Genomic DNA, 21,993 nt, shown 5'->3' with positions numbered 1-21,993 from the left:
TCGCAGCATGACCGAGGACAGCGACGACAGCTACCTGGCCCGTCACGTGGAGCCCAGCGCCGCGGATCTCGGTCAGCGTATCGACGAATTGCTGGAACATGCCCTGCCCGGCGGCAGCCCAAATCTGGGCCTGTACCGCGAGATGCTGGTGACGGTGGTGCGCATGGCGCAGACCAACCCGGCACGCTGGGACGCCAAGATCATGCTGCAGACGCTGAAGGAATTGGAGCAGGCCTTCCGCACCCTGGAGCGCTTCCGCCGGCGGCGCAAGGTCACGGTGTTCGGCTCAGCGCGGACCCGGATCGATCACGGCCTCTACGCCCTCGCCCGCGAATTGGGTAGCGCCCTGGCCCGCCGCGACATGATGGTCATCACCGGCGGCGGTGCCGGCATCATGGGTGCGGCCCACGAGGGCGCCGGGCCCGAAGCCAGCCTGGGTTTCAACATCACCCTGCCCTTCGAGCAACGTGCCAATCCGACCATCGAAGGCACGGATCACCTGCTGTCCTTCCACTTCTTCTATGTGCGCAAGCTGTTCTTCCTCAAGGAGGCGGACGCGCTGGTGCTCTGCCCCGGAGGCTTCGGCACCCTGGACGAGACCTTCGAGGTACTCACCCTGATCCAGACCGGCAAGAGCCCGCTGGTGCCGCTGGTGTTGCTGGATACGCCCGACGGCCACTTCTGGGACGACGCCCTGGCCTATCTGGAGCGCAATCTGCTGGAGGAAGGCTACATCCTGCCCGCCGATCTCAAGCTGGTGCGCCTGGTGCGCTCGCCCGAGGCGGCCGCCGCCGAGATCGAGCACTTCTATGGCAACTATCATTCCACGCGCCGACGCGACGGCCATTTCCATATCCGCCTCAAGCACCCCGTGACCCCCGCCTGCCTGCAACGCCTGGCCGCCGACTTCGGTGATCTGTGCCGCACCCCGGGCTTCACCCAGCTGTCGCCGGGTGAAGGCGAGGCCGACGAGGCGGAATTCTCCCACCTGACGCGCCTCACCTTCGACTTCCACGGCCGCCACTACGGCCGCCTGCATGAACTGGTGGACGAGCTCAATCGGCCGGAGCATTGGGTGGCCTGAGGTGAAAATGTAGGTTGGCGCTGAGCACAGCGAAGCCCAACGAACCCAGGCCTCCAAGTGAATGTTGGGCTTCGACGATAAAGCCGTCTCAACCCAACCTACGTCACCAGCCCGCAGATTGGCGCTAAGTACAGCGAAGCCTAACGTTCCCTGGTACCAGAGCCGAGATGGTCTGCAATGTGCCCACCGCGAACCTGCGCGACCGAAGTTGATCGTTGCTATCGCGGCCACGGGCCGCTCCTACAGTCAAATCAGGGCCTGTAGGAGCGGCCCATGGCCGCGATGGCTCTGAACTCGATGCGTTTCCTGGCAAGCGCACGGGAATGGCGAATCCTTTTCCCCTCGGGCATGACCGCGAAGCGCGCCCTCACCCCAACCCTCTCCCTGAGTGAGAGAGGGTTAGCCGTTTTCCGCAATCAGCCGCTCACCGGGGGGCGGAATGGACCTGCAGGCTGGCGCTGAGCGTAGCGAAGCCCAACAGCACTAGCCACAACCCACTATCGCCGACTCAACACCCGATTGATCCCATCCATGGCGTAACCACGGTAGGCCAGAAAGCGGCCCTGCTTGGCGCGCTCCTTGGCATTGGCGGGGGGCGTACCAAATTTCCTGCGCCAGACGTCTTCCAGTTGCGCCTGCCAGTCGACGTCCGCCTCGCGCAGCGCGGCTTCCACCTGATCCCGTTTCAAGCCGCGTTGCCCTAGCTCTTCGCGAATGCGCATGGGGCCATAGCCGGCGCGAGCACGGCTGGCGATATAGCTCTCCAGATAGCGGCTCTCATCGAGCAGACCGTCCTCGGCCAGCCGCTCCAGTACCGGACCGAGCAGACTTTCCTCGGCTCCGCGCCGACGCAGCTTGCGCGATAGCTCTTCGCGGCCATGCTCGCGGCGTGCCAGCAGGTCCATGGCCGCGAAGCGGATGGCAGCGGTGGTGTCCAGCGGATTGCCCACGAGTAATCTCCCCTATGCAAAAACCCCCGCACGGGGCGGGGGTCGTTTCAAGCGTGGTACCTGATCACAGATCGATATCAGCGTCTTCTTCAGCAGCCACTTCGGCCTTCTGATTGGTCGGCTGGCTCAGCAGCTTCTCGCGGATCGCCTTGTCCACGGCGCCCTTGATCTCGGGATTGTCTTCCAGGAACTTGGCGGCGTTGCCCTTGCCCTGGCCGATCTTGCTGCCCTGGTAGCTGTACCAGGCGCCCGACTTCTCGATCAGACCCAACTGCACACCCAGGTCGATGATCTCGCCGTTCAGGTAGATACCCTTGCCGTAGAGGATCTGGAACTCGGCCTGGCGGAACGGCGGGGCCACCTTGTTCTTGACCACCTTGACGCGGGTTTCGCTACCGATCACCTCGTCGCCTTCCTTCACCGCGCCGATCCGGCGGATGTCCAGACGGACCGACGAGTAGAACTTCAGGGCATTACCGCCAGTGGTGGTTTCGGGGTTGCCGAACATCACGCCGATCTTCATGCGGATCTGGTTGATGAAGATGACCAGGCAGTTGGCGTTCTTGATGTTACCGGTGATCTTGCGCAGCGCCTGGGACATCAGACGTGCCTGCAGACCCACGTGCATGTCACCCATCTCGCCTTCGATCTCGGCCTTGGGCACCAGGGCCGCCACTGAGTCGACGATAATCACGTCTACCGCGTTGGAGCGCACCAGCATGTCGGTGATTTCCAGCGCCTGCTCACCGGTGTCCGGCTGGGACACCAGCAGGTCGTCGACGTTGACACCCAGCTTGCCGGCGTAATCCGGATCCAGCGCGTGTTCGGCGTCGACGAAGGCGCAGGTGGCACCCTGCTTCTGGGCCTGAGCGATGACCGACAGGGTCAGCGTGGTCTTACCCGAGGATTCGGGACCGTAGATCTCGACGATCCGGCCCTTGGGCAGACCACCGATGCCAAGGGCGATGTCCAGCCCCAGGGAGCCGGTGGAAATCGCCGGAATAGCCTGACGCTCGTGATCGCCCATGCGCATCACGGTGCCCTTGCCGAATTGCTTTTCAATTTGTCCCAAGGCCGCGGCCAGGGCGCGCTTTTTGTTGTCGTCCATTAGATTCCTCTCGGAGAAAGAAGGGCCAGACGGCCGTGGATACCTGTATAAGTGAACAGTATTAAACCATAGTCGCCTCTCGGTTGCTACACCTGAGAGGCTTTTTCCTCGGCCAATAACACCAGTAAAACCTGTAGCGCGCGGACCTGGGTCTGCTGACGCACGGCAGCGCGATCGCCGGCAAAGACCTGGCGTTCGGTGCGCAGTTTTTCCCCATCCAACCAGGCCAGCCAGACCGTTCCGACCGGCTTGCCGGGCACCGCGCCACCCGGCCCGGCGATGCCGCTCACCGCCACGGCGAAGCGCGCCTCGGCGCGCCGCTGGGCGCCATGGACCATGGCCGTCACCACCTCTTCGCTGACTGCGCCAACTTGTTCGAACAGGGCGTCGGGTACGTCCAGCTGCAGGGTCTTCTGCCGGTTGGAATAGGTGACGAAGCCGGCCTCGAACCAGGCGGAGCTACCAGCGACCCGGGTGATCGCCTCGGCGATGCCACCACCGGTGCAGGATTCGGCGGTGGTCACCTGGGCGCCGGCCGCCTGCAAGGCTTCGCCCAGTTGCAGGGCCAGACTGTCGAGGGAATCCATCAAGACCTTCCTTTGCGAAAAAGACATAAAAGGTGACCGCGGCAAGCGACTGCCTACGGCGACCACTGGTCGGCCTGCACCTTAGACCGGCTTGCCGGCCCGCGTGAGAAAAGATTTACTGAAACCGGTTTCAGGCACCTACAAAATCCTAACAGCGGTACGCCATGAACGATGTCTATCTCCCCGGTCCGCGCGCCACCCGCGCGACCATCGCCGAAGTGGCCAGCGCTGCCGGCGTATCCAAGGCCAGCGTGTCACGCTACATCAGCGGTGATCGTCGCCTGCTGTCAGATTCCCTCGCCGCCCGCATCGAGCAGGCCGTGGTCGCCCTCGATTTCCAGCCCAACCAGATGGCCCGTGGCCTCAAGCGCGGACGCAGCCGACTGATCGGCATGCTGGTGGCCGACCTGCTCAACCCCTACTCCACCGCCGTGATGCACGGCGTCGAGACGGCCTGCCGCCAGCAGGGCTATTCGCTGCTGATCTGCAACACCGACCAGGATGCCCGCCAAGAGCGCCAGCAGCTGGCCGCCCTGCAGTCCTACAGTATCGAAGGCCTGATCGTGAATACCTTCGGCCAGCATGCCGCCGACCTGCAGCACCTGGGCAGCCGTCTGCCGCTGGTGCTGCTGGACCGCGAGTTGCCGGGCGTCGAGGCCGATCTGGTCGGCCTCGACAACCACCAGGCCATCGAACTGGGGGTGGCACACCTGCGCGAGCAGGGCTATCGCGACCTGCTGCTGGTGAGCGAGCCCTTGGACGGGACCAGCTCGCGCCTTCAGCGCCTGGGCGCCTTCGATGCGGCCCTGGCCGAGCACCCTGACTGTCGTGGCGGACACTGTGGCGAGGCCGACAACGCCCTGGCGCTGCAAGCCGCCCTGGCCGCCTTCCTCGCCAGCCCCGGCCCCGGCCCCAAGGCCCTGCTCACCGCCAATGGCGTGGCGACCCTGGCGACGACCCTGGCCCTGCAGGCCCTGGGTGAGCCCTTGTTCGAACGCCTTGGCCTGCTGGCTCTGGATGATCTGGATTGGTTTCCCCTGGTTGGTGGTGGCATCAGCGCCCTGGCCCAGCCTACCCATGCCCTGGGCGTAGCCGCCTTCGAGCGCCTGCAGCGACGCATCGACGGTGACCGCAGCGCGCCATTCCAGCAGACCTTCGGCGCGGAGTTGCGCGTCCGCCAGTCGACTCGCGCCAGGGCCTGAGGGCACCTTTCGCATTTTTATCCGTCATTTGTTGAAACCGGTTTCAGGAGAATAACAATGCTACCGGAGATCGCCATCACCACCTCGGCCTTTGGCGCCGACGGGGTCCGTACCCAGGGTCAGGCCGCCTGGCTCGACCTGATCGCCGCCGCGGGGGCCAGCCATGTGGAAATCCGCGCCGAGCTGTTCACCGATACCCCCGATTTCACCGCCCTGGGCGCGGCCATCAAGGCCGCCGGCCTGGGCTGCGTCTACTCCGTTCCCCTGGAGCTCTGGCCCGAAGCCGGAGCGGCCCTGTCGCCGCGCCTGCCCACGGCACTCGCCGAAGCGCGTCAGCTGGGCGCCGATACCCTCAAGGTGTCCCTCGGTCACTATCGCACCGCGGCAGACCTGCAGTCCCTGGCCGAACAGCTGGCGGGCGACGGTCCGCAGTTGCTGGTGGAAAACGACCAGACCGCCCAGGGAGGACGGGTCGAGCCGCTGCGCGCCTTCATCCAGGCCGCCCGTGCCAAGGGCCTGCCGGTCGGGCTGACCTTCGATGTCGGCAACTGGCGCTGGCAGGACGAAGACCCCCTCCAGGCCGCACGGCTGCTCGGCCGGGACGTCCGCTACCTGCACTGCAAGGCGGTGCGCCGACGTGCTGGCGGCCTGCATGCCGTGCCCCCGGAAGCGGCCGATCTGCTGGCCTGGCAGAGCCTGATGGTCCACTTCCCCGCCGGCCTGCGGCGCGCCATCGAGTTTCCCCTCATGGGGGCCGATCTGCTGGCCGAGACCCGCCGCCAGGTAGCGGCCCTGCGCACCTTCGATAGCCAGCAGCGGGAGGAGCGCCAGCATGGCTGACTTCGACATCCTCGCCTTTGGCGAAACCATGACCATGTTCGTCGCCGAGACCCCTGGCGAGCTCGCCACGGTCGGCCAGTTCGGCAAACGTATCGCCGGCGCCGACAACAACGTGGCGATCGGCCTGAGCCGCCTGGGCTTCAAGGTCGCCTGGCTGTCGCGGGTCGGTGACGACTCCTTCGGCCGCTTCGTGCGCGCCAGCCTCGAAGCCGAGGGCCTGGACTGCAGCCGCCTGAAGGTCGATCCGCAGCATCCCACCGGTTTCCAGCTCAAATCCCGCGTTTCCGATGGCAGCGACCCGGTCGTCGAGTACTTCCGCCGTGGCTCGGCGGCCAGTCACCTCAACATCGAGGAAGATTTCGACCCCAGCCTGCTGCGGGCGCGCCATCTGCACGCCACCGGCATTCCCCCGGCCCTGTCGCCCAGCGTCCGCGCCTTCAGCCGCCATCTGCTGGAAGCCATGCGGGGTGCCGGACGCAGCATCTCCTTCGATCCCAATCTGCGGCCTTCGCTGTGGGACAGCGAGGCACAGATGCGCCGCGAACTCAACGAACTCGCGGCGCTGGCCGACTGGGTGCTGCCCGGACTGGCCGAGGGCCGCCTACTGACCGGCTATGACACCCCGGCGGACATCGCTGCCTTCTATCTCGACCGCGGGGTCAAGGCCGTGGCCATCAAGCTCGGCCCCGAGGGCGGCTACTGGCGCACACCCGAGGCCGAGGGTGAGGTACCCGGCGTCGCCGTGGCCGAGGTGGTCGACACCGTCGGCGCCGGCGATGGCTTCGCCACCGGCTTCGTCAGCGGCCTGCTCGACGGCCTCGACGTCGCCGCCGCCGTCGCCCGGGGCAACTGGATCGGCGCGCGCGCCGTGCAGGTCGTCGGCGACATGGAAGGACTGCCCCACCGTCACGAACTACCCTGATCTACACCCCTACAAGAACAATCAAGCAGGTGACCTCATGAACGCCTCTTCTCTCGCTCCACGCCGCTGGTGGTATCTGATGCCAGTGGTCTTCATCACCTACAGCCTGGCCTACCTCGACCGGGCCAACTACGGTTTCGCCGCCGCCTCGGGCATGGCCGATGACCTGGGCATCACCCCGGCGATGTCCTCCCTGCTCGGCGCCTTGTTCTTTCTCGGCTATTTCTTCTTCCAGGTGCCCGGCGCCATCTATGCCGAAAAGCGCAGCGTCAAGCGACTGATCTTCTGGAGCCTGATCGCCTGGGGCGGCCTCGCTACCCTGACGGGCATGGTGCCCAACGTCACCCTGCTCATCGCCATCCGCTTCCTGCTCGGCGTCGTCGAAGCGGCGGTGATGCCGGCGATGCTGGTCTATCTCTGCCACTGGTTCACCAAGCGTGAGCGCTCGCGGGCCAATACCTTCCTGATCCTCGGCAACCCGGTGACCATTCTCTGGATGTCGGTGGTCTCGGGCTATCTGATCCATGCCCTGGACTGGCGCTGGATGTTCATCATCGAAGGCCTGCCGGCGGTGATCTGGGCCTTCATCTGGTGGCGCCTGGCCGCCGAGCGGCCCAAGGATGCCAAGTGGCTCGCCGCTGAGGAAAAGGCCCGCCTGGAAGAGGCGCTGAAGGCCGAGCAGCAGGGCATGAAGCCGGTCAAGAACTACGCCGAAGCCTTCCGCTCGCCCAAGGTCATCCTGCTGTCGCTGCAGTACTTCTGCTGGAGCATCGGCGTCTATGGCTTCGTCATCTGGCTGCCATCGATCCTGCGCCAGGGCGCCCACCTGGACATCGTCCAGGCCGGCTGGCTGTCCTCCCTGCCCTATCTGGCTGCCGTGCTGGCCATGCTCGGGGTGTCCTGGGCCTCGGACCGCATGCAGAATCGCAAGCTGTTCGTCTGGCCGCCGCTGCTGATCGCCGCCCTGGCCTTCCTGGGTTCCTTCGCCCTCGGCACCCAGCACTTCTGGTGGTCCTATGCCCTGCTGGTGGTCGCCGGGGCCTGCATGTACGCCCCCTACGGCCCCTTCTTCGCCATCGTCCCCGAGATCCTGCCGGGCAACGTCGCCGGCGGCGCCATGGCGCTGATCAACAGCATGGGCGCCCTGGGCTCCTTTGCCGGCTCCTATCTGGTGGGCTACCTCAATGGTGTGACCGGGGGTCCCGGGGCCTCCTTCGGCTTCATGGGCGGCGCCCTGCTGGTAGCGGTGGTCCTTACCCTGCTGCTGCGTCAGGAACCAGCCAGCCGCACCGCGGCGCTCAAGCCCGCCACCAGTCACTAGAGGAATACCCTGCGCATGAAAAAGAAGGTGATCCATTACAAGGCCCTCTCGCCCGCCCTGACCGCACGGCTGAGCGAGGCCTTCGACCTGGAGTACATCGACGTCAAGGCACCGGGCGGCGAAGCCCGGCTGCGTGAGCGTCTGCCCGACGCCCAGGGCCTGCTCGGCTCCAGCTTCAAGCTGACCCCCGAGCTGCTGGACCTGGCACCCCGACTGGAGGCCATCGCCAGCGTCTCGGTCGGCTTCGACAGCTATGACCTGCCCTATCTGCAACGCCGCGGCATCCTGCTGTGCAACACGCCGGACGTCCTGACCGAAAGCGTGGCCGACGCCGCCTTCGCCCTGCTGCTCGCCACAGCGCGGCGCATCGTCGAGCTGGCGGACTGGGTACGTGCCGGCCAGTGGCAGGCCAGTCTGGGCGAAGCGCATTTCGGCTGCGACGTCCATGGCAAGACCCTGGGCCTGGTCGGCATGGGCCGCATAGGCCAGGCCATTGCCCGCCGCGCCCACCTGGGCTTCGGCATGCAGGTCAACTACACCGCCCATGCCGCCAAGCCCGAGGTGGACGAGCGCTACGCTGCGCGTTTCCTGCCGCTGCCCGAGCTGCTGGCGAGTTGCGACTTCCTCTGCGTCACCGTGCCCCTGAGCGACGAGACCCATCACCTGCTGGGTGCCACCGAACTCGCTCGGCTGCCGGCGCACGCCATCCTGATCAATGTCTCGCGCGGCCCGGTGATCGACGAAGCCGCCCTGATCGCCGCCCTGCAGGAAGGCCGACTGCGCGGCGCGGGGCTGGATGTCTTCGACCGCGAGCCGGTGGCGCCGGACTCGCCCCTGCTGCAACTGCCCAATGTGGTGCCGACACCGCACCTGGGCTCGGCGACCCACGAGACCCGCGAAGCCATGGCTCGCTGTGCTGTGGACAATCTGCTAACCGCCCTCGCCGGTCAGCGCCCGGCCAACCTGGTCAATCCGGAGGTCTGGCAGGGCCGCGAGTGAGTCTTGGCCGTCATTTGCGGTCAGATGAACATCAACCCCCCACGGAGAACGCCCATGACTGCCTTCGACGATCCCCAAGCCTTCGTCAACCGCGTGCGCGAGCAAGCCGCCGATGCCGAGCGCAGCGGCGACATCCCGCGCTTGCTGCAACTAGTCAACGAACTGGCCACCGCCTTCGAACGCCAGGCCCATAGTACGGCGCAGGACAACGCCGGCGTGGTCCGGGCGGTGGAGGAATTCGAACGGCACGAAGGCACCTGATTTCGCCTTCTACCCAAGAGCCCGGCTGTTCGCCCTTCAGGTACCGTGACGGACCAGCGCCCCGAGGCCTAGCATCCAGTGCCTATCGCGACCCACTCCCTGCTTGGCCGGCTGCTGCAGCTGGTCCCGCGGGACACCCCTGCTCCCTTGCGCTACCTGGGCGCAGCCGTGCTTATTGCCATCGCAGCAGGCATCCGGCTGAGCCTGGGAATCGACAGCCTGCCCTATCTGGTCTTCATTCCCTTCATCATGACGGCCGCCTTCTGGTTCGGCCTAGGCCCCGGCCTCTTCGCCACCCTGCTCTCGGTCCTGCTGGCCGAGACACTGTTCGTCAAGGCGCCCGCCTACTTCGCTTTGTTTGGCGAGCGCTGGGTGTCCCATGCCCTGTTCGTGCTGGTGAACGTCACGATGGCGGTGGTCTGCGTCGCCCAACGCCGTAGTCTGGAATCCCTCTATCGCGTTGCCGGCAACCTCGGTGAAGAAGTCACCCTGCGTACTCGCCAACGCGACCTCATCTGGCAGGCCAGCCCCGACCTGCTCTGCACGGCGACCCTGGAGGGTGAGCTGCTGGATCTCAATCCGGCCTGGACCAACACCCTGGGCTGGAGCGAGGAGCAGCTGCACCAGGAACCCTTCATGGCCTTCGTCCATGCCGAGGACCGCGCGCCTACCGAAGCCGCCCTCGCACGCCTGAAGCTGGGTGAGCCGGTCTTCGGCTTCGAGAATCGCTATCGGCATCGCGAGGGCGGCTATCGCTGGCTGTCATGGAATTCGGTAGTGCAGGATGGCCTCATCTATTCCACGGTGCGCGAGGTCACCGCCATCCGCGAGCAGCAGGAAGCCTTGCGCCAGGCCGAGGAACAGCTGCGCCAAAGTCAGAAGATGGACGCCGTGGGCCAGCTCACCGGCGGTATCGCCCATGACTTCAACAACCTGCTGACCGGCGTAATCGGCAGCCTCGACATGCTCACTCTGCGGATCAACCAAGGTCGTTTCGCCGATCTCGAACGCTATACCGGTGCAGCCAAGGGCTCCGCCGAACGCGCCGCGGCCCTCACCCATCGGCTACTGGCCTTTTCGCGGCGCCAGGCATTGGACCCTAGCGCCACCCAGACCAACGATCTGGTGCTGGGCATGGAAGAACTCATACGCCGTTCGGTCGGCACCCAGGTGGAGATCCACATCGAACTCGCCGAGGCGCTCAACCTCATCCTCTGCGACCCCCACCAGCTGGAAAACGCCCTGCTCAATCTCTGCATCAATGCGCGGGATGCCATGCCCGAAGGCGGCACGCTGCGCATCGTCACCGCCAATCGCCGCCTGACCGACACCCAGGCAGCCGCCCTGGAGCTGCCACCTGGCGACTACGTGACCCTGGCCGTGCTCGACACCGGCTCGGGGATGCCACCCGAAGTCCTGGCCCGCGCCTTCGATCCCTTCTTCACCACCAAGCCGGTCGGCATGGGCACTGGTCTTGGCCTGTCGATGATCTACGGTTTCGCCAAGCAATCCGGGGGCGTTGCCCACATTGCCTCGGCGCCAGGCGTGGGCACTACCGTCACCCTCTACCTGCCGCGCCTGGTGGCGGCGCCCGCCCTGCCGGTCGAAACGCCGCCATCGCCGCAGGCGCGCTATCCCGAGGGGATGACGGTTCTGGTGGTGGACGACGAGCCCATGGTGCGGATGCTGGTGGACGAAGCGCTGCGCGAACACCAGATCCGCACGCTGGAGGCGAAGGATGGCGCCACTGCCTTGCAGGTGCTGGAATCCGATACGCCCCTGGATCTGCTGATCACCGACGTCGGCCTGCCGGGCGGTCTGAACGGCTGCCAGCTCGCCGCCCTAGCCCGCGAGCGTCGCCCCGGTCTGATGACCCTGCTGATCACCGGCTACGCCGAGACCGACCTGCCGGGCGACCCCCTGCCCACCCCAGACGTCCAGGTGCTGGTCAAGCCTTTCACCCTGGACAGACTCCTGACCCAGATCGATCTGTTGCTGGCTTCCCGCGAGCAGCCGCCGTCGGCGTGACGGCGCGCCTCTGAGCCGAGCGGGGCCGACAAACGCCGCGAGTTGTTGGACAATACCCGGCTATTCAACGGCAACCGGATCGAAACACCCGCATGAGCGATCTCTCCGCGCACACGCCCATGATGCAGCAGTACCTCAAGATCAAGCATCAACATCCCGAGCAGCTGCTGTTCTATCGCATGGGCGATTTCTACGAGCTGTTCTATGACGACGCCCGGCGTGCCGCCAAGTTGCTCGACATCACCCTGACCGCGCGCGGCGCCTCGGCCGGCAAGTCCATCCCCATGGCCGGCATTCCCTTCCACTCCGCCGAAGGCTACCTGGCCAAGCTGGTCAAGCTCGGCGAATCGGTGGTGATCTGCGAGCAGATCGGCGATCCGGCCACCAGCAAGGGGCCGGTGGAACGTCAGGTGGTGCGCATCATCACCCCGGGCACCGTCAGCGACGAGGCCCTGCTCGACGAGCGCCGCGACAACCTGCTGACTGCCGTGCTGGGCGACGAGCGTCTGTTCGGCCTGGCCGTGCTCGACATCGCCAGCGGCCGCTTCACCGTGCAGGAACTGGCCGGCTGGGAGACTCTGCTGGCGGAGCTGGATCGCCTCAACCCCGCGGAACTGCTGATTCCCGACGACTGGCCTGCAGACCTGCCCGCCGAGAAGCGGCGTGGCGTACGCCGCCGGGCGCCCTGGGACTTCGATTGCGACTCGGCGCTCAAGAGCCTCTGCCAGCAATTCGGTACCGGCGACCTCAAGGGCTTCGGCTGCGACAAGCTGGGCCTGGCCATCGGCGCCGCTGGCTGCCTGCTGGCCTATGCCAAGGAGACCCAGCGCACCGCCCTGCCCCACCTGCGCAGCCTCAGGCACGAGCGCCTGGACGACACCGTCATCCTCGACGGCGCCAGTCGCCGCAACCTGGAGCTGGACGTCAACCTGGCCGGTGGCCGCGACAACACCCTTCAGTCGGTGGTGGATCGTTGCCAGACCGCCATGGGCAGTCGCCTGCTGACCCGCTGGTTGAATCGTCCCCTGCGCAATCGTGCGGTGATCGAAGCCCGCCAGGACGCCATCACCTGCCTGCTGGAAGGCTATCGCTTCGAAACGCTGCAGCCGCAGCTCAAGGACATCGGCGACCTGGAGCGCATCCTCGCCCGCATCGGCCTGCGCAACGCCCGCCCGCGCGACCTCGCCCGCCTGCGCGATGCCCTGGCCGCGCTGCCGACGCTGCAGGAAGGGCTGACGCAGATGATCGCGCCGCACCTGCTCGACCTCGCGCGCAGCATCCAGACCTATCCGGAACTGGCCGCCACCCTGGCCCGCGCCATCATCGACAACCCGCCTGCGGTGATCCGCGACGGCGGCGTCATCAAGCGTGGCTACGACAGTGAGCTGGACGAACTGCAGACCCTGAGCGAGAACGCCGGCCAGTTCCTCATGGACCTGGAGGCCCGCGAAAAGGCCCGCACCGGCCTGCAAGGTCTCAAGGTCGGCTACAATCGCGTCCACGGCTACTTCATCGAGATTCCCAGCCGGCAAGCCGAATCGGCGCCGGCCGACTACATCCGTCGCCAGACCCTCAAGGGCGCCGAGCGCTTCATCACTCCCGAGCTCAAGGCCTTCGAAGACAAGGCCCTGTCGGCCCAGAGTCGCGCCCTGGCGCGGGAAAAGGCCCTTTACGAGACGCTGCTGGACGAGCTCATCGGCCACCTGGCGCCCTTGCAGGACAGCGCCGCGGCTCTGGCCGAGCTGGACGTCCTGGCCAACTTCGCCGAGCGCGCCCTCAACCTGGACCTGAACAAGCCGCGCTTCGTCGAGGAGCCCTGCCTGAAGATCGGCCAGGGTCGCCACCCGGTGGTGGAACAGGTGCTGGAAACGCCCTTCGTCGCCAACGACGTCACCCTCGACAACGACACCCGCATGCTGGTGATCACCGGCCCGAACATGGGCGGTAAATCCACCTACATGCGCCAGACGGCGCTGATCGTGCTGCTGGCCCATGTCGGCAGCTTCGTCCCGGCGGCCAGCTGCGAGCTGTCCCTGGTCGACCGCATCTTCACCCGTATCGGCTCCAGCGATGACCTGGCTGGCGGCCGCTCCACCTTCATGGTGGAGATGAGCGAGACCGCCAACATCCTGCACAACGCCAGCGAACACAGCCTGGTGCTGATGGACGAGGTAGGACGCGGCACCAGCACCTTCGATGGCCTGTCCCTCGCCTGGGCTGCGGCCGAACAGCTGGCACGGCTGCGTGCCTGGACGCTGTTCGCCACCCACTACTTCGAGCTGACGGTCCTGCCGGACGGCCAGCCGAGTGTGGCCAACGTGCATCTCAACGCCACCGAGCACAACGACCGCATCGTCTTCCTGCACCATGTGCTGCCCGGTCCGGCCAGCCAGAGCTACGGCCTGGCCGTGGCGCAACTGGCGGGCGTTCCGGAAGACGTCATCCTGCGGGCGCGCGAACACCTCGCTCGCCTGGAAGCGGCCAGTTTCAATGGAGAGGTGGGTACGCCGCTGCCGGTGAGCGCGCCGGCCAAGGGCCGCCCGCTGCAGGCCGATCTGTTCGCCAGCGCCATCCATCCTCTCATCGAGGAACTGGAACGCCTGCAGCCGGACGACATCACACCCAGACGGGCCTTGGAGCTTATCTACGAATGGAAAAAGCGTATCTGAGTTAACGGATACGAGGGTTCCGGCAATGCTGCTAGAATCCGCCGCCTTAGCCTGAGGAGAACGAGCAGATGACCTTCGTCGTCACTGACAACTGCATCAAATGCAAATATACCGACTGCGTGGAAGTCTGCCCGGTGGACTGCTTCTACGAAGGCCCCAACTTCCTGGTGATCCACCCGGACGAGTGCATCGACTGCGCCCTGTGCGAACCCGAGTGCCCGGCCCAGGCGATCTTCTCGGAAGACGAGGTTCCGGCCGGCCAGGAAGCCTTCATCGAACTCAACAGTGAGCTGGCCAACATCTGGCCGAACATCACGGAGAAGAAGGAAGCCCTGCCCGACGCCGCGGAGTGGGACGGCAAGACCGGCAAGCTCGCCCAGCTGGAACGCTAGGTCCTGCGGGAAAAGCCCCGGCAATAAAAAAGGGGGCGGATCACTCCGCCCCCTTCGTCCCTGTCCCTGAATTCCTGTCACCGTCCTGGTGAACCTCGTCCTGAGGTGTTCCCGATCCGCTTCCTGCCGATCCGTGTCGTCCCAGACACAGCGCCGATAGTACTCCTCTCCCGAACGCTGGCAATCTGCCACAATTTGACCTTCCACACCGCTTCGCTGCCGCGCTGGTAACGAAAAATCGTTATGCAGTAAGCACTTGAAGATCGTTCGTGTGGGCCAAGCGATGCTTTCCGGCAGGCCCAAGCGACTCCTGCTTACGTGCGCTGTAAGCCACGACTTACAGCAGCGCACAGAAAAAAGCCCGGAATAATCCGGGCTCCGTTTGGCTGACATTCAGCTAGGGATGATCAGAACAACGAATCACTCGACAGGCCGTTGCGCTCGAAGATTTCCCGCAGCCGCTTGAGGGCCTCGACCTGGATCTGCCGTACCCGCTCGCGGGTAAGGCTGATTTCCTGCCCCACCTCTTCCAGGGTGCAGGCCTCGTGACCACGCAGGCCAAAGCGGCGCACCACCACTTCACGCTGCTTCTCCGGCAGCTCCAGCAGCCACTGGTCGATGCTCTGGTTGAGATCCGAGTCCTGCAGCAATTCGCAAGGGTCGGTGGGACGATCATCGGTCAGGGTATCGAGCAGAGTCTTGTCGGAATCCGGCCCCAGCACCATGTCCACCGAGCTGATCCGCTCGTTCAGGCCCATTACCCGCTTGACGTCCGCCACCGGTTTTTCCAGCAACGCCGCGATTTCCTCGGGCGAAGGCTCGTGGTCGAGCTTCTGGGTCAGTTCCCGTGCTGCACGCAGGTGCAGGTTGAGCTCCTTGACCACATGGATCGGCAGGCGAATGGTACGGGTTTGATTCATGATCGCCCGTTCGATGGTCTGCCGGATCCACCAGGTGGCATAGGTGGAGAAGCGGAAGCCCCGCTCGGGGTCGAATTTCTCCACGGCGCGAATCAGACCCAGGTTGCCCTCCTCAATCAGATCGAGCAGCGACAGCCCACGGTTGATATAGCGCCGCGCGATCTTCACCACCAGGCGCAGGTTGCTTTCGATCATGCGCTTGCGACCGGCGGGATCACCGCGTTGCGCGAGCCGCGCGAAATGCACCTCTTCCGCCGGCGAGAGCAGTGGCGAGAAGCCGATTTCATTGAGATAGAGCTGCGTGGCGTCGAGCGCTCGGCCATAGTCGGCCAGCTTCGCCCCACGCAAGACCTGATTACCGCGCCCGGAGAGCGCCTTGGTCATGGCGGAATCGGCGGATTCCTCATCGAAGGGATTGGAATCGAGAAGCAGGACATCATCTCCGAGATCGTACTCGGTTTCTTGTTTGTTCTGGATCATCTTGAGTAACCCTTGCTCGTCTGTGCTTCGAGCCCGGGCGTATCGATACGTTGCCGATGCGCCATGACTCGCCCCCAAAGAGCTGCGGGAACGAGTCGGCACCTAGCGAATCAGCGATTGGGCAGGAATTGCAAAGGATCCACCGGTTTGCCCTGACGGCGAATCTCGAAATGGAGCTTGACCCGGTCGGTCCCGGTCGACCCCATTTCGGCAATGGTCTGTCCTATCTTGACACGCTCACCTTCCCGAACCAGCAACCTACGATTGTGACCGTAGGCACTGACGTAGGTTTCGCTGTGTTTGACGATAACCAGTTCACCATAACCGCGTAAACCATTTCCCGCATAGACAACGGTACCGTCGGCGGCGGCCATCACGGGCTGGCCTTCCTGTCCGGCGATGTCTATTCCCTTGTTTAGACTGCTGCTGGCGGAGAAGCGACTGATGAGGGTACCTTTCGTCGGCCAGGCCCAACCGGACGCGGATTGCGGGACGTCGCGGGTAGGTGTCTGGGCCGGTGTGACCGGCGTCGGGGGCGGTGCAGCAGGCAGATTGGGCGTCACCACCGGGGTAGCGGCAGTGGGATTGGAGGTCACCGGCGGCGGAATGGGCACCGGGGTCGCGACGGGAGTGCCTGGCGCCGGATTGGAGGCTGCCGGGACGGGGCGGCGGATGACGCGACTGGAACTGCTGGCGCTGGATCCGTTGCCAAAGCGGATCACCTGACCGACATGGATGACAAAGGGCGCACTGATCCCGTTCTGGGCGGCCAGGGCGCGCCATTCCCAGCCGTTGCGAGAGGCAATGGAAAACAGGGTGTCGCCGCGCTTGACGCGATACTGACCGGAGGTGACCTGGAGAACGCTGCCACGGCCATCGCCGCGGTCGATCACCGGCGCTCGTGAACCGTTGCTCGAACAGCCCGTCAGCAGCAGGGCGACGAGCACCGCCGCCAGCCAGCCTGACCGCCCTCGTCCTGGAAATCCTTGCGCTCGGGCCTTCACCCGTTCCTCCCGCAGAGTCTGATCATCTAGCGTCCGGCCATCCTGCCGGCCTCAAGCGGCCGTAGCCGTCAAGCTGCCTTGGAGCGCGGTACCGGGGTAACGTTCCCTGTCGCTCACTGGGCCAGGGGTCCGTTGAGCAGCGGTACGAAGCGTACGGCATTGAGTTCGTGGCGTACGAAGCCTTCGTCTTCGCGCACGATCAGCAAGAGCTTCTGCTCCTCATCGGCGCCGACCGGGATCACCAGGCGGCCGCCGGGTGCCAGCTGGTCGAGCAGTGCCTGGGGGATCTCCCGCGCAGCCGCCGTGACGATGATGCCATTGTAGGGCGCTAGCGCCGGCCAGCCTTCCCAGCCATCGCCCCAGCGGAACACCACGTTGCGCAGGTTGAGTTCGAGCAGGCGTTCCTTGGCCCGGTCCTGCAGCGACTGGATACGCTCGACGGAAAATACCCGCTCCACCGTCTGCGCCAGGATGGCGGTCTGATAGCCGGAACCGGTACCGATCTCCATGACCTTGTCCAGGGGGCCGCCGGCGAGCAGGAGCTCGGTCATGCGTGCCACCATGAAAGGCTGGGAAATGGTCTGGTTGTGGCCGATGGGCAGTGCCGTGTCCTCGTAGGCCCGATGGGCCAGGGCCTCGTCGACGAACAGGTGACGCGGCGTGCGGCGAATCACCTCCAGCACCTGGGCGTTGGACAGCCCCTCTTCGTAGAGGCGCTGGATGAGCCGCTCCCGGGTGCGCTGGGACGTCATGCCGATGCCGTGTCTTTGCATATGCTCTTGCCCCTGAGTCATGCCAGCAGCTCCGTCAGTGCCGACAGGCCGGCGAAGCCCTCGCGGAAGGTGCGATCGAACTGTAGCGGCGTCACCGACACATAGCCTTCCAGCACCGCATGGAAGTCGGTTCCCGGCCCGCCATCCACCGCATCGCCCGACACCGAGATCCAGTAGCCAGCCTTGCCGCGCGGATTGATCTCGCGCACCGGCGGCTTGGCCTGGGCTCTGTGACCCAGGCGGGTCAGCTGCAGGCCCTTGATCTGCTCCAGCGGCAGATCCGGGATATTGACGTTGAGCACGGTGCGCGGCGGCAGGTCGAAGCTTTCGTGCAGGGCGACGATACGGGCAGCGATCTCCGCTGCCACCGCCATGTTGTCGGGGCTGCGTGAAACCAGTGAAAAGGCCAGGGCCGGGCGAGCGAGAAAACGCCCTTCCATGGCCGCGGCCACGGTGCCGGAATAGAGGACGTCGTCGCCCAGGTTCGCGCCGAGATTGATACCGGCCACCACCATGTCGGGCGTTTCCTCCAGCAGGCCATTGAGGCCGAGGTGGACGCAATCGGTAGGCGTGCCGTTGACGCCCAGGTAGCCATTGGGCAGGCGCTGCGGATGCAGGGGGCGGTCCAGCGTCAGGGCACTGCTCACACCGCTCATGTCATAAAGCGGCGCGACCACCTGGCACTCGTAGTCCGCATGGGCGGCGAGCGCGGCATGCAGCGCGGCGATACCGGGGGCCAGCACCCCATCGTCGTTGGCGATCAGAAGTCGCATGGATGTTCCGTCTGCCCTGCCTCGCCAAGCGTTACCAGCTCGCGAACCACTGCGGTGGCAAAACAGCCGGCCGGCAGGACGAATTCGAGTTGCAGAATGTCAGGAGCCGGATAATGCCACGTCAGGCCGCCGATGGGGAGGCGCAGGATGCGCCGTTCATGCGAGAGGCCGGCACCGGCCAGCCAGGCGGGCAGCTCTCCAGCGGCCCTCGCCACCTCCTGTTCCAGGGCGGCGGCAGGGCCCTGCACGGGCGATTCGCCGGCGCCCCAGAGCGGGCCGGTGGGGTGCAGATCGAGCGCTGCCAGGCGCGGGTCCGTCAGATCGGCGGCGGTCGCCGGGAAGTGGCTGCGGCTGTCGGTAAAGGCCAGCAGATCCCCCCCCTGCGCCCGATTCCAGGAGCCTTCGGCGACGCGCCCGGCCAGCACCTGATTGAACAGCCAGCTGCGCGCGGCGGACAGCGTACGCGAACGCCGGTTGCGCTGCTCGGGTAGGCGCTGTTCACGGGCGCATTGCTGGGCGTCGACCAGATTGCCGCCCTCATAGCCAAAACGTTGCGGACCGAAATAGTTGGGCACGCCTTCGGCGGCGATGGCCTGCAGCCGAGCCTCCAGCGCCGCGGGATCGGCCTTGAGTCCGGTCAGGCGCAGGCGGAAGCCATTGGCGGCATGGGCGCCGCGTTGCAGCTTGCGCCGGTGCCTACCCTGCTGGAGGATCACCAGCGTCTCGTCGCAGGCGGCCGCAAGATCCGGATCGGCCTTGCCGGGCAGGTGCAGGCTGAACCACTGGCGGGTCAGCGCCTGGCGATCCTTGAGGCCGGCGTAGCTGATCGCCCGCTGCGGCACGCCGGCCGCCCGCGCCAGGCGGCGCACCGCCTCTTCGGTATTGAGGCCACGCTTCTCGACCCACAGCCAGAGGTGCTCGCCATCACCGCTCAGCGGGATGTCCAGTACCTCGTCCACCTGGAAGTCCTCGGCGCTGGCCTTGAGAATCGCCTGGCCACAGGGCTCGCCATGGGCGCGCGGCCCGAGTAGCTGGTCTTCGGTCATAGCGGCAGCAACAGGGCCACGGCGTGTACGGCGATGCCCTCTTCGCGCCCGACGAAACCCAGGCGCTCGGTGGTGGTGGCCTTGACGTTGACCTGGCCCAGCTCGACCTGCAGGTCCTCGGCGATGGCCTGGCGCATGGCCTCGATGTGCGGCGCCATCTTCGGCGCCTGGGCCGCGATGGTGCCGTCGACGTTGCCGACCTTCCAGCCCTGCTCGCGCACCAGGCCGACTACATGGCGCAGAAGCACCCGGCTGTCGGCACCCTTGAAGCGCGGATCGGTATCGGGGAAATGCTTGCCGATGTCGCCCAGGGCCGCGGCGCCCAACAGGGCGTCGGCCAGGGCATGCAACAGCACGTCGCCATCGGAGTGGGCGACCAGGCCATGGTGGTGGGGAATACGAATGCCACCAAGGGTAATGAAGTCGCCCTCGCCGAAGGCGTGAACGTCGAAACCGTGACCTATGCGCATGAAGAAAGACGCCCTGGAAAATGACAGGGCGTCGATTCTACCGGCTGGGGACGGCTCCCGTCGCCCTCAGGGGGTCGACAGGGCCGCCGCATGATGCCGCAGATGGTCGTCGATGAAGCTGGCGACGAAGAAATAGCTGTGGTCGTAGCCCGGCTGCAGGCGCAGTTCGAGGGGATGGCCGACGGCACCCGCCGCCCGTTGCAGGGCCTGGGGCTTGAGCTGTTCGGCAAGGAAGCTGTCCTGCTCGCCCTGGTCGACCAGCAACGGCAGACGCTCCTCGGCCTTTTCCAGTAGCGCACAGGCGTCCCACTCCGCCCAGGTGCTGCGATCCTCGCCCAGATAGTTGGAGAAGGCCTTGTGGCCCCAGGGGCAATCCAGCGGATTGACGATGGGCGAGAAGGCCGACACCGAGCGATAGCGGCCCGGATGACGCAGGGCGCAGATCAGGGCGCCATGGCCGCCCATGGAATGCCCGCTGACGCCACGGCGATCCGAGACCGGGAAGTTGGCCTCGATCAGCGCCGGCAGTTCCTCGACCACGTAGTCGTGCATGCGGTAGTGCCTGGCCCAGGGCTGCTGGGTGGCGTTGATGTAGAAACCGGCACCCAGGCCGAAGTCCCAGGCCTTGTCGGGGTCGTCCGGCACGCCCTCGCCACGCGGACTGGTGTCCGGCGCCACCAGCACCAGACCCAGTTCGGCCGCCAGGCGCTGCGCCCCGGCCTTTTGCATGAAGTTCTCGTCGGTACAGGTCAGCCCGGACAGCCAGTAGAGCACCGGCAGATCGCTACGAGCTTCCGCCTGGGGCGGCAGATAGACGGCGAAGGTCATGTCGCAGTCGAGACTGCGGGCACGGTGGCGATAGCGTTTGTGCCAACCGCCGAAACTCTTGTTGCTGGAGAGCAGTTCGAGACTCATGGTCATCTCCCTCGGAAAGAAGGCGCCCGTGGGCGCCCTCTCGGCGATCAGTAGTGGACGACGGTGCGGATGCTCTTGCCTTCGTGCATCAGCTCGAAGGCTTCGTTGATCTGCTCCAGGCCCATCGTGTGGGTGATGAAGGTATCCAGCGGAATCTCGCCGCTCTGCGCCTTGCGCACATAGCCGGGCAGCTCGCTACGGCCCTTGACGCCACCGAAGGCGCTGCCGCGCCAGACGCGACCGGTCACCAGCTGGAACGGCCGGGTGCTGATCTCCTGGCCGGCACCGGCCACGCCGATGATCACCGACTCGCCCCAGCCCTTGTGGCAGCACTCCAGGGCCGCACGCATCAGGTTGACGTTGCCGACGCACTCGAAGCTGTAGTCGACGCCGCCGTCGGTCAGCTCGACGATGACTTCCTGGATCGGCTTCTGGTGATCCTTGGGATTGACGAAGTCGGTGGCGCCCAGTTCACGGGCGATGTCGAACTTGGAGGGGTTGATGTCGATCGCGATGATGCGGCTGGCCTTGGCCATCTTGGCGCCGATGATGGCGGCCAGGCCGATGCCGCCCAGACCGAAGACGGCGACGGTGGCGCCCTCTTCCACCTTGGCGGTGTTGAGCACGGCACCGATGCCGGTGGTGACGCCACAGCCCAGCAGGCAGACCTTTTCCAGCGGCGCCTCGGCGGGGATCTTGGCTACCGACACCTCTGGCAGCACGGTGTACTCGGAGAAGGTCGAGCAGCCCATGTAGTGGTAGATCGGCTCGCCGTTGTAGGAGAAGCGGGTAGTGCCATCGGGCATCAGGCCCTTGCCCTGGGTCGCGCGTACCGAGCTGCAAAGGTTGGTCTTGCCGGATTTGCAGAATTTGCACTGGCCGCACTCGGCGGTATACAGCGGGATGACGTGATCGCCGACGGCGACCGAAGTCACGCCCTCGCCCACTGCTTCGACGATGCCACCGCCTTCGTGACCCAGGATGCAGGGAAAGACGCCCTCGGAATCCTGGCCGGACAGGGTGTAGGCATCGGTATGGCAGACGCCGGTGGCGACGATGCGGATGAGCACCTCGCCGGCCTTGGGCGGCTCGACGTCCACTTCGACGATCTTCAGAGGCTCATTGGGCGCGAAGGCTACAGCGGCGCGGGACTTGATCATGCTCGACTCCAGTCAGACGAAAAAACGAGGTGACCAGTTTAGACGCCAGAAATCCTGGAACAATCGGGCATACTGGAATTCATTTTTGC

Annotated in this window: 21 protein-coding genes; 10 read left to right on the top strand and 11 right to left on the bottom strand. The window is 65.7% G+C overall.

The genetic code is table 11. The features are described from left to right. Positions 1-7 precede the first annotated feature (7 nt). Positions 8-1,084, top strand: a complete 1,077-nt coding sequence (locus tag ACUCV0_RS01515; RefSeq protein ID WP_482211833.1) for an LOG family protein — start codon at positions 8-10, stop codon at positions 1,082-1,084. Between the two features lie 497 nt (positions 1,085-1,581). Here the strand turns inward: ACUCV0_RS01515 and recX are convergent, their stop codons facing one another. The 3 genes from recX to ACUCV0_RS01500 all read right to left on the bottom strand — a co-directional run bounded on the left by recX (position 1,582) and on the right by ACUCV0_RS01500 (position 3,729). Next, positions 1,582-2,034, bottom strand: coding sequence for a recombination regulator RecX (gene recX, locus ACUCV0_RS01510; RefSeq protein WP_482211832.1), 453 nt, complete (start codon positions 2,032-2,034; stop codon positions 1,582-1,584). Between the two features lie 64 nt (positions 2,035-2,098). After that, positions 2,099-3,142 (bottom strand): recombinase RecA, encoded by a 1,044-nt coding sequence (gene recA, locus ACUCV0_RS01505; RefSeq protein ID WP_017639019.1) that lies wholly within the window; start codon positions 3,140-3,142, stop codon positions 2,099-2,101. A gap of 86 nt (positions 3,143-3,228) precedes the next feature. Further along, a complete protein-coding gene (locus ACUCV0_RS01500) occupies positions 3,229-3,729 on the bottom strand; it encodes a CinA family protein (protein ID WP_482211831.1) in 501 nt (166 codons plus the stop codon). Positions 3,730-3,893: 164 nt separating this feature from the next. On the opposite strand from ACUCV0_RS01500, the gene ACUCV0_RS01495 reads away from it, so the two are divergent. From ACUCV0_RS01495 to fdxA, 9 genes are all read left to right on the top strand, one after another. Then, a complete protein-coding gene (locus tag ACUCV0_RS01495) occupies positions 3,894-4,931 on the top strand; it encodes a LacI family DNA-binding transcriptional regulator (protein WP_271654230.1) in 1,038 nt (345 codons plus the stop codon). A gap of 57 nt (positions 4,932-4,988) precedes the next feature. Further along, positions 4,989-5,771, top strand: coding sequence for a sugar phosphate isomerase/epimerase family protein (locus ACUCV0_RS01490; protein WP_482211830.1), 783 nt, complete (start codon positions 4,989-4,991; stop codon positions 5,769-5,771). Continuing rightward, on the top strand, positions 5,764-6,693 hold the full coding sequence (locus tag ACUCV0_RS01485; RefSeq protein WP_271654228.1) for a sugar kinase: 930 nt from the start codon (positions 5,764-5,766) through the stop codon (positions 6,691-6,693). Before ACUCV0_RS01490 ends, ACUCV0_RS01485 begins: the two co-directional genes overlap by 8 nt. A 37-nt stretch (positions 6,694-6,730) precedes the next feature. After that, positions 6,731-8,014, top strand: coding sequence for an MFS transporter (locus ACUCV0_RS01480; protein WP_271654227.1), 1,284 nt, complete (start codon positions 6,731-6,733; stop codon positions 8,012-8,014). Between the two features lie 15 nt (positions 8,015-8,029). After that, on the top strand, positions 8,030-9,013 hold the full coding sequence (locus ACUCV0_RS01475) for a 2-hydroxyacid dehydrogenase (protein ID WP_482211829.1): 984 nt from the start codon (positions 8,030-8,032) through the stop codon (positions 9,011-9,013). A 54-nt stretch (positions 9,014-9,067) separates the two neighbouring features. Continuing rightward, complete coding sequence (locus ACUCV0_RS01470; protein ID WP_482211828.1) at positions 9,068-9,274, top strand: hypothetical protein; 207 nt, start codon at positions 9,068-9,070, stop codon at positions 9,272-9,274. A gap of 78 nt (positions 9,275-9,352) precedes the next feature. Continuing rightward, positions 9,353-11,302, top strand: coding sequence for an ATP-binding protein (locus ACUCV0_RS01465; protein WP_482211827.1), 1,950 nt, complete (start codon positions 9,353-9,355; stop codon positions 11,300-11,302). A gap of 92 nt (positions 11,303-11,394) precedes the next feature. Continuing rightward, positions 11,395-13,971: a DNA mismatch repair protein MutS gene (gene mutS, locus ACUCV0_RS01460; RefSeq protein WP_482211826.1), complete on the top strand. Its 2,577-nt coding sequence runs from the start codon at positions 11,395-11,397 to the stop codon at positions 13,969-13,971. A 68-nt stretch (positions 13,972-14,039) separates the two neighbouring features. Further along, entirely contained in the window at positions 14,040-14,363 is a 324-nt protein-coding gene (fdxA, locus tag ACUCV0_RS01455) for a ferredoxin FdxA (RefSeq protein WP_059314069.1), read from the top strand. Between the two features lie 407 nt (positions 14,364-14,770). Here the strand turns inward: fdxA and rpoS are convergent, their stop codons facing one another. The 8 genes from rpoS to ACUCV0_RS01415 form a co-directional block, all read right to left on the bottom strand. Then, a complete protein-coding gene (rpoS, locus tag ACUCV0_RS01450; protein ID WP_482211825.1) occupies positions 14,771-15,763 on the bottom strand; it encodes an RNA polymerase sigma factor RpoS in 993 nt (330 codons plus the stop codon). Positions 15,764-15,873: 110 nt separating this feature from the next. After that, positions 15,874-16,710, bottom strand: coding sequence for a peptidoglycan DD-metalloendopeptidase family protein (locus ACUCV0_RS01445; protein WP_482211824.1), 837 nt, complete (start codon positions 16,708-16,710; stop codon positions 15,874-15,876). 170 nt (positions 16,711-16,880) lie between these two features. Continuing rightward, a complete protein-coding gene (locus ACUCV0_RS01440; RefSeq protein WP_167348579.1) occupies positions 16,881-17,519 on the bottom strand; it encodes a protein-L-isoaspartate(D-aspartate) O-methyltransferase in 639 nt (212 codons plus the stop codon). 38 nt (positions 17,520-17,557) lie between these two features. After that, positions 17,558-18,313 carry a 5'/3'-nucleotidase SurE gene (surE, locus tag ACUCV0_RS01435; protein ID WP_482211823.1) on the bottom strand — a complete coding sequence of 252 codons (756 nt, stop codon included), beginning with the start codon at positions 18,311-18,313 and terminating at the stop codon, positions 17,558-17,560. Continuing rightward, complete coding sequence (gene truD / locus ACUCV0_RS01430) at positions 18,301-19,359, bottom strand: tRNA pseudouridine(13) synthase TruD (protein ID WP_482211822.1); 1,059 nt, start codon at positions 19,357-19,359, stop codon at positions 18,301-18,303. Before truD ends, surE begins: the two co-directional genes overlap by 13 nt. After that, positions 19,356-19,829, bottom strand: coding sequence for a 2-C-methyl-D-erythritol 2,4-cyclodiphosphate synthase (ispF, locus tag ACUCV0_RS01425; protein ID WP_058766625.1), 474 nt, complete (start codon positions 19,827-19,829; stop codon positions 19,356-19,358). Before ispF ends, truD begins: the two co-directional genes overlap by 4 nt. 66 nt (positions 19,830-19,895) lie before the next feature. Further along, entirely contained in the window at positions 19,896-20,750 is an 855-nt protein-coding gene (gene fghA, locus ACUCV0_RS01420; RefSeq protein ID WP_434776053.1) for an S-formylglutathione hydrolase, read from the bottom strand. Between the two features lie 41 nt (positions 20,751-20,791). Further along, positions 20,792-21,904: an S-(hydroxymethyl)glutathione dehydrogenase/class III alcohol dehydrogenase gene (locus ACUCV0_RS01415; protein ID WP_017639036.1), complete on the bottom strand. Its 1,113-nt coding sequence runs from the start codon at positions 21,902-21,904 to the stop codon at positions 20,792-20,794. Positions 21,905-21,993 lie beyond the last annotated feature (89 nt).

The organism is Pseudomonas sp. VMV1 (genome assembly GCF_056790235.1).
Note: the sequence above shows the minus strand (reverse complement) of the source record. Positions and strands in the feature narration are given on the sequence as shown.

What these genes read in the sequence shown, in the direction of transcription:
- ACUCV0_RS01515 (WP_482211833.1), top strand. Translation starts at nt 8, where the DNA reads ATGACCGAGGACAGCGACGACAGCTACCTGGCCCGTCACGTGGAGCCC.
- ACUCV0_RS01490 (WP_482211830.1), top strand. Translation starts at nt 4,989, where the DNA reads ATGCTACCGGAGATCGCCATCACCACCTCGGCCTTTGGCGCCGACGGG.
- ACUCV0_RS01485 (WP_271654228.1), top strand. Translation starts at nt 5,764, where the DNA reads ATGGCTGACTTCGACATCCTCGCCTTTGGCGAAACCATGACCATGTTC.
- ACUCV0_RS01415 (WP_017639036.1), bottom strand. Translation starts at nt 21,904, where the DNA reads ATGATCAAGTCCCGCGCCGCTGTAGCCTTCGCGCCCAATGAGCCTCTG.
- mutS (WP_482211826.1), top strand. Translation starts at nt 11,395, where the DNA reads ATGAGCGATCTCTCCGCGCACACGCCCATGATGCAGCAGTACCTCAAG.
- ACUCV0_RS01440 (WP_167348579.1), bottom strand. Translation starts at nt 17,519, where the DNA reads ATGACGTCCCAGCGCACCCGGGAGCGGCTCATCCAGCGCCTCTACGAA.
- recA (WP_017639019.1), bottom strand. Translation starts at nt 3,142, where the DNA reads ATGGACGACAACAAAAAGCGCGCCCTGGCCGCGGCCTTGGGACAAATT.
- ACUCV0_RS01475 (WP_482211829.1), top strand. Translation starts at nt 8,030, where the DNA reads ATGAAAAAGAAGGTGATCCATTACAAGGCCCTCTCGCCCGCCCTGACC.
- ispF (WP_058766625.1), bottom strand. Translation starts at nt 19,829, where the DNA reads ATGCGCATAGGTCACGGTTTCGACGTTCACGCCTTCGGCGAGGGCGAC.
- fdxA (WP_059314069.1), top strand. Translation starts at nt 14,040, where the DNA reads ATGACCTTCGTCGTCACTGACAACTGCATCAAATGCAAATATACCGAC.
- ACUCV0_RS01480 (WP_271654227.1), top strand. Translation starts at nt 6,731, where the DNA reads ATGAACGCCTCTTCTCTCGCTCCACGCCGCTGGTGGTATCTGATGCCA.
- fghA (WP_434776053.1), bottom strand. Translation starts at nt 20,750, where the DNA reads ATGACCATGAGTCTCGAACTGCTCTCCAGCAACAAGAGTTTCGGCGGT.
- ACUCV0_RS01470 (WP_482211828.1), top strand. Translation starts at nt 9,068, where the DNA reads ATGACTGCCTTCGACGATCCCCAAGCCTTCGTCAACCGCGTGCGCGAG.
- surE (WP_482211823.1), bottom strand. Translation starts at nt 18,313, where the DNA reads ATGCGACTTCTGATCGCCAACGACGATGGGGTGCTGGCCCCCGGTATC.
- ACUCV0_RS01500 (WP_482211831.1), bottom strand. Translation starts at nt 3,729, where the DNA reads ATGGATTCCCTCGACAGTCTGGCCCTGCAACTGGGCGAAGCCTTGCAG.
- rpoS (WP_482211825.1), bottom strand. Translation starts at nt 15,763, where the DNA reads ATGATCCAGAACAAACAAGAAACCGAGTACGATCTCGGAGATGATGTC.
- ACUCV0_RS01495 (WP_271654230.1), top strand. Translation starts at nt 3,894, where the DNA reads ATGAACGATGTCTATCTCCCCGGTCCGCGCGCCACCCGCGCGACCATC.
- truD (WP_482211822.1), bottom strand. Translation starts at nt 19,359, where the DNA reads ATGACCGAAGACCAGCTACTCGGGCCGCGCGCCCATGGCGAGCCCTGT.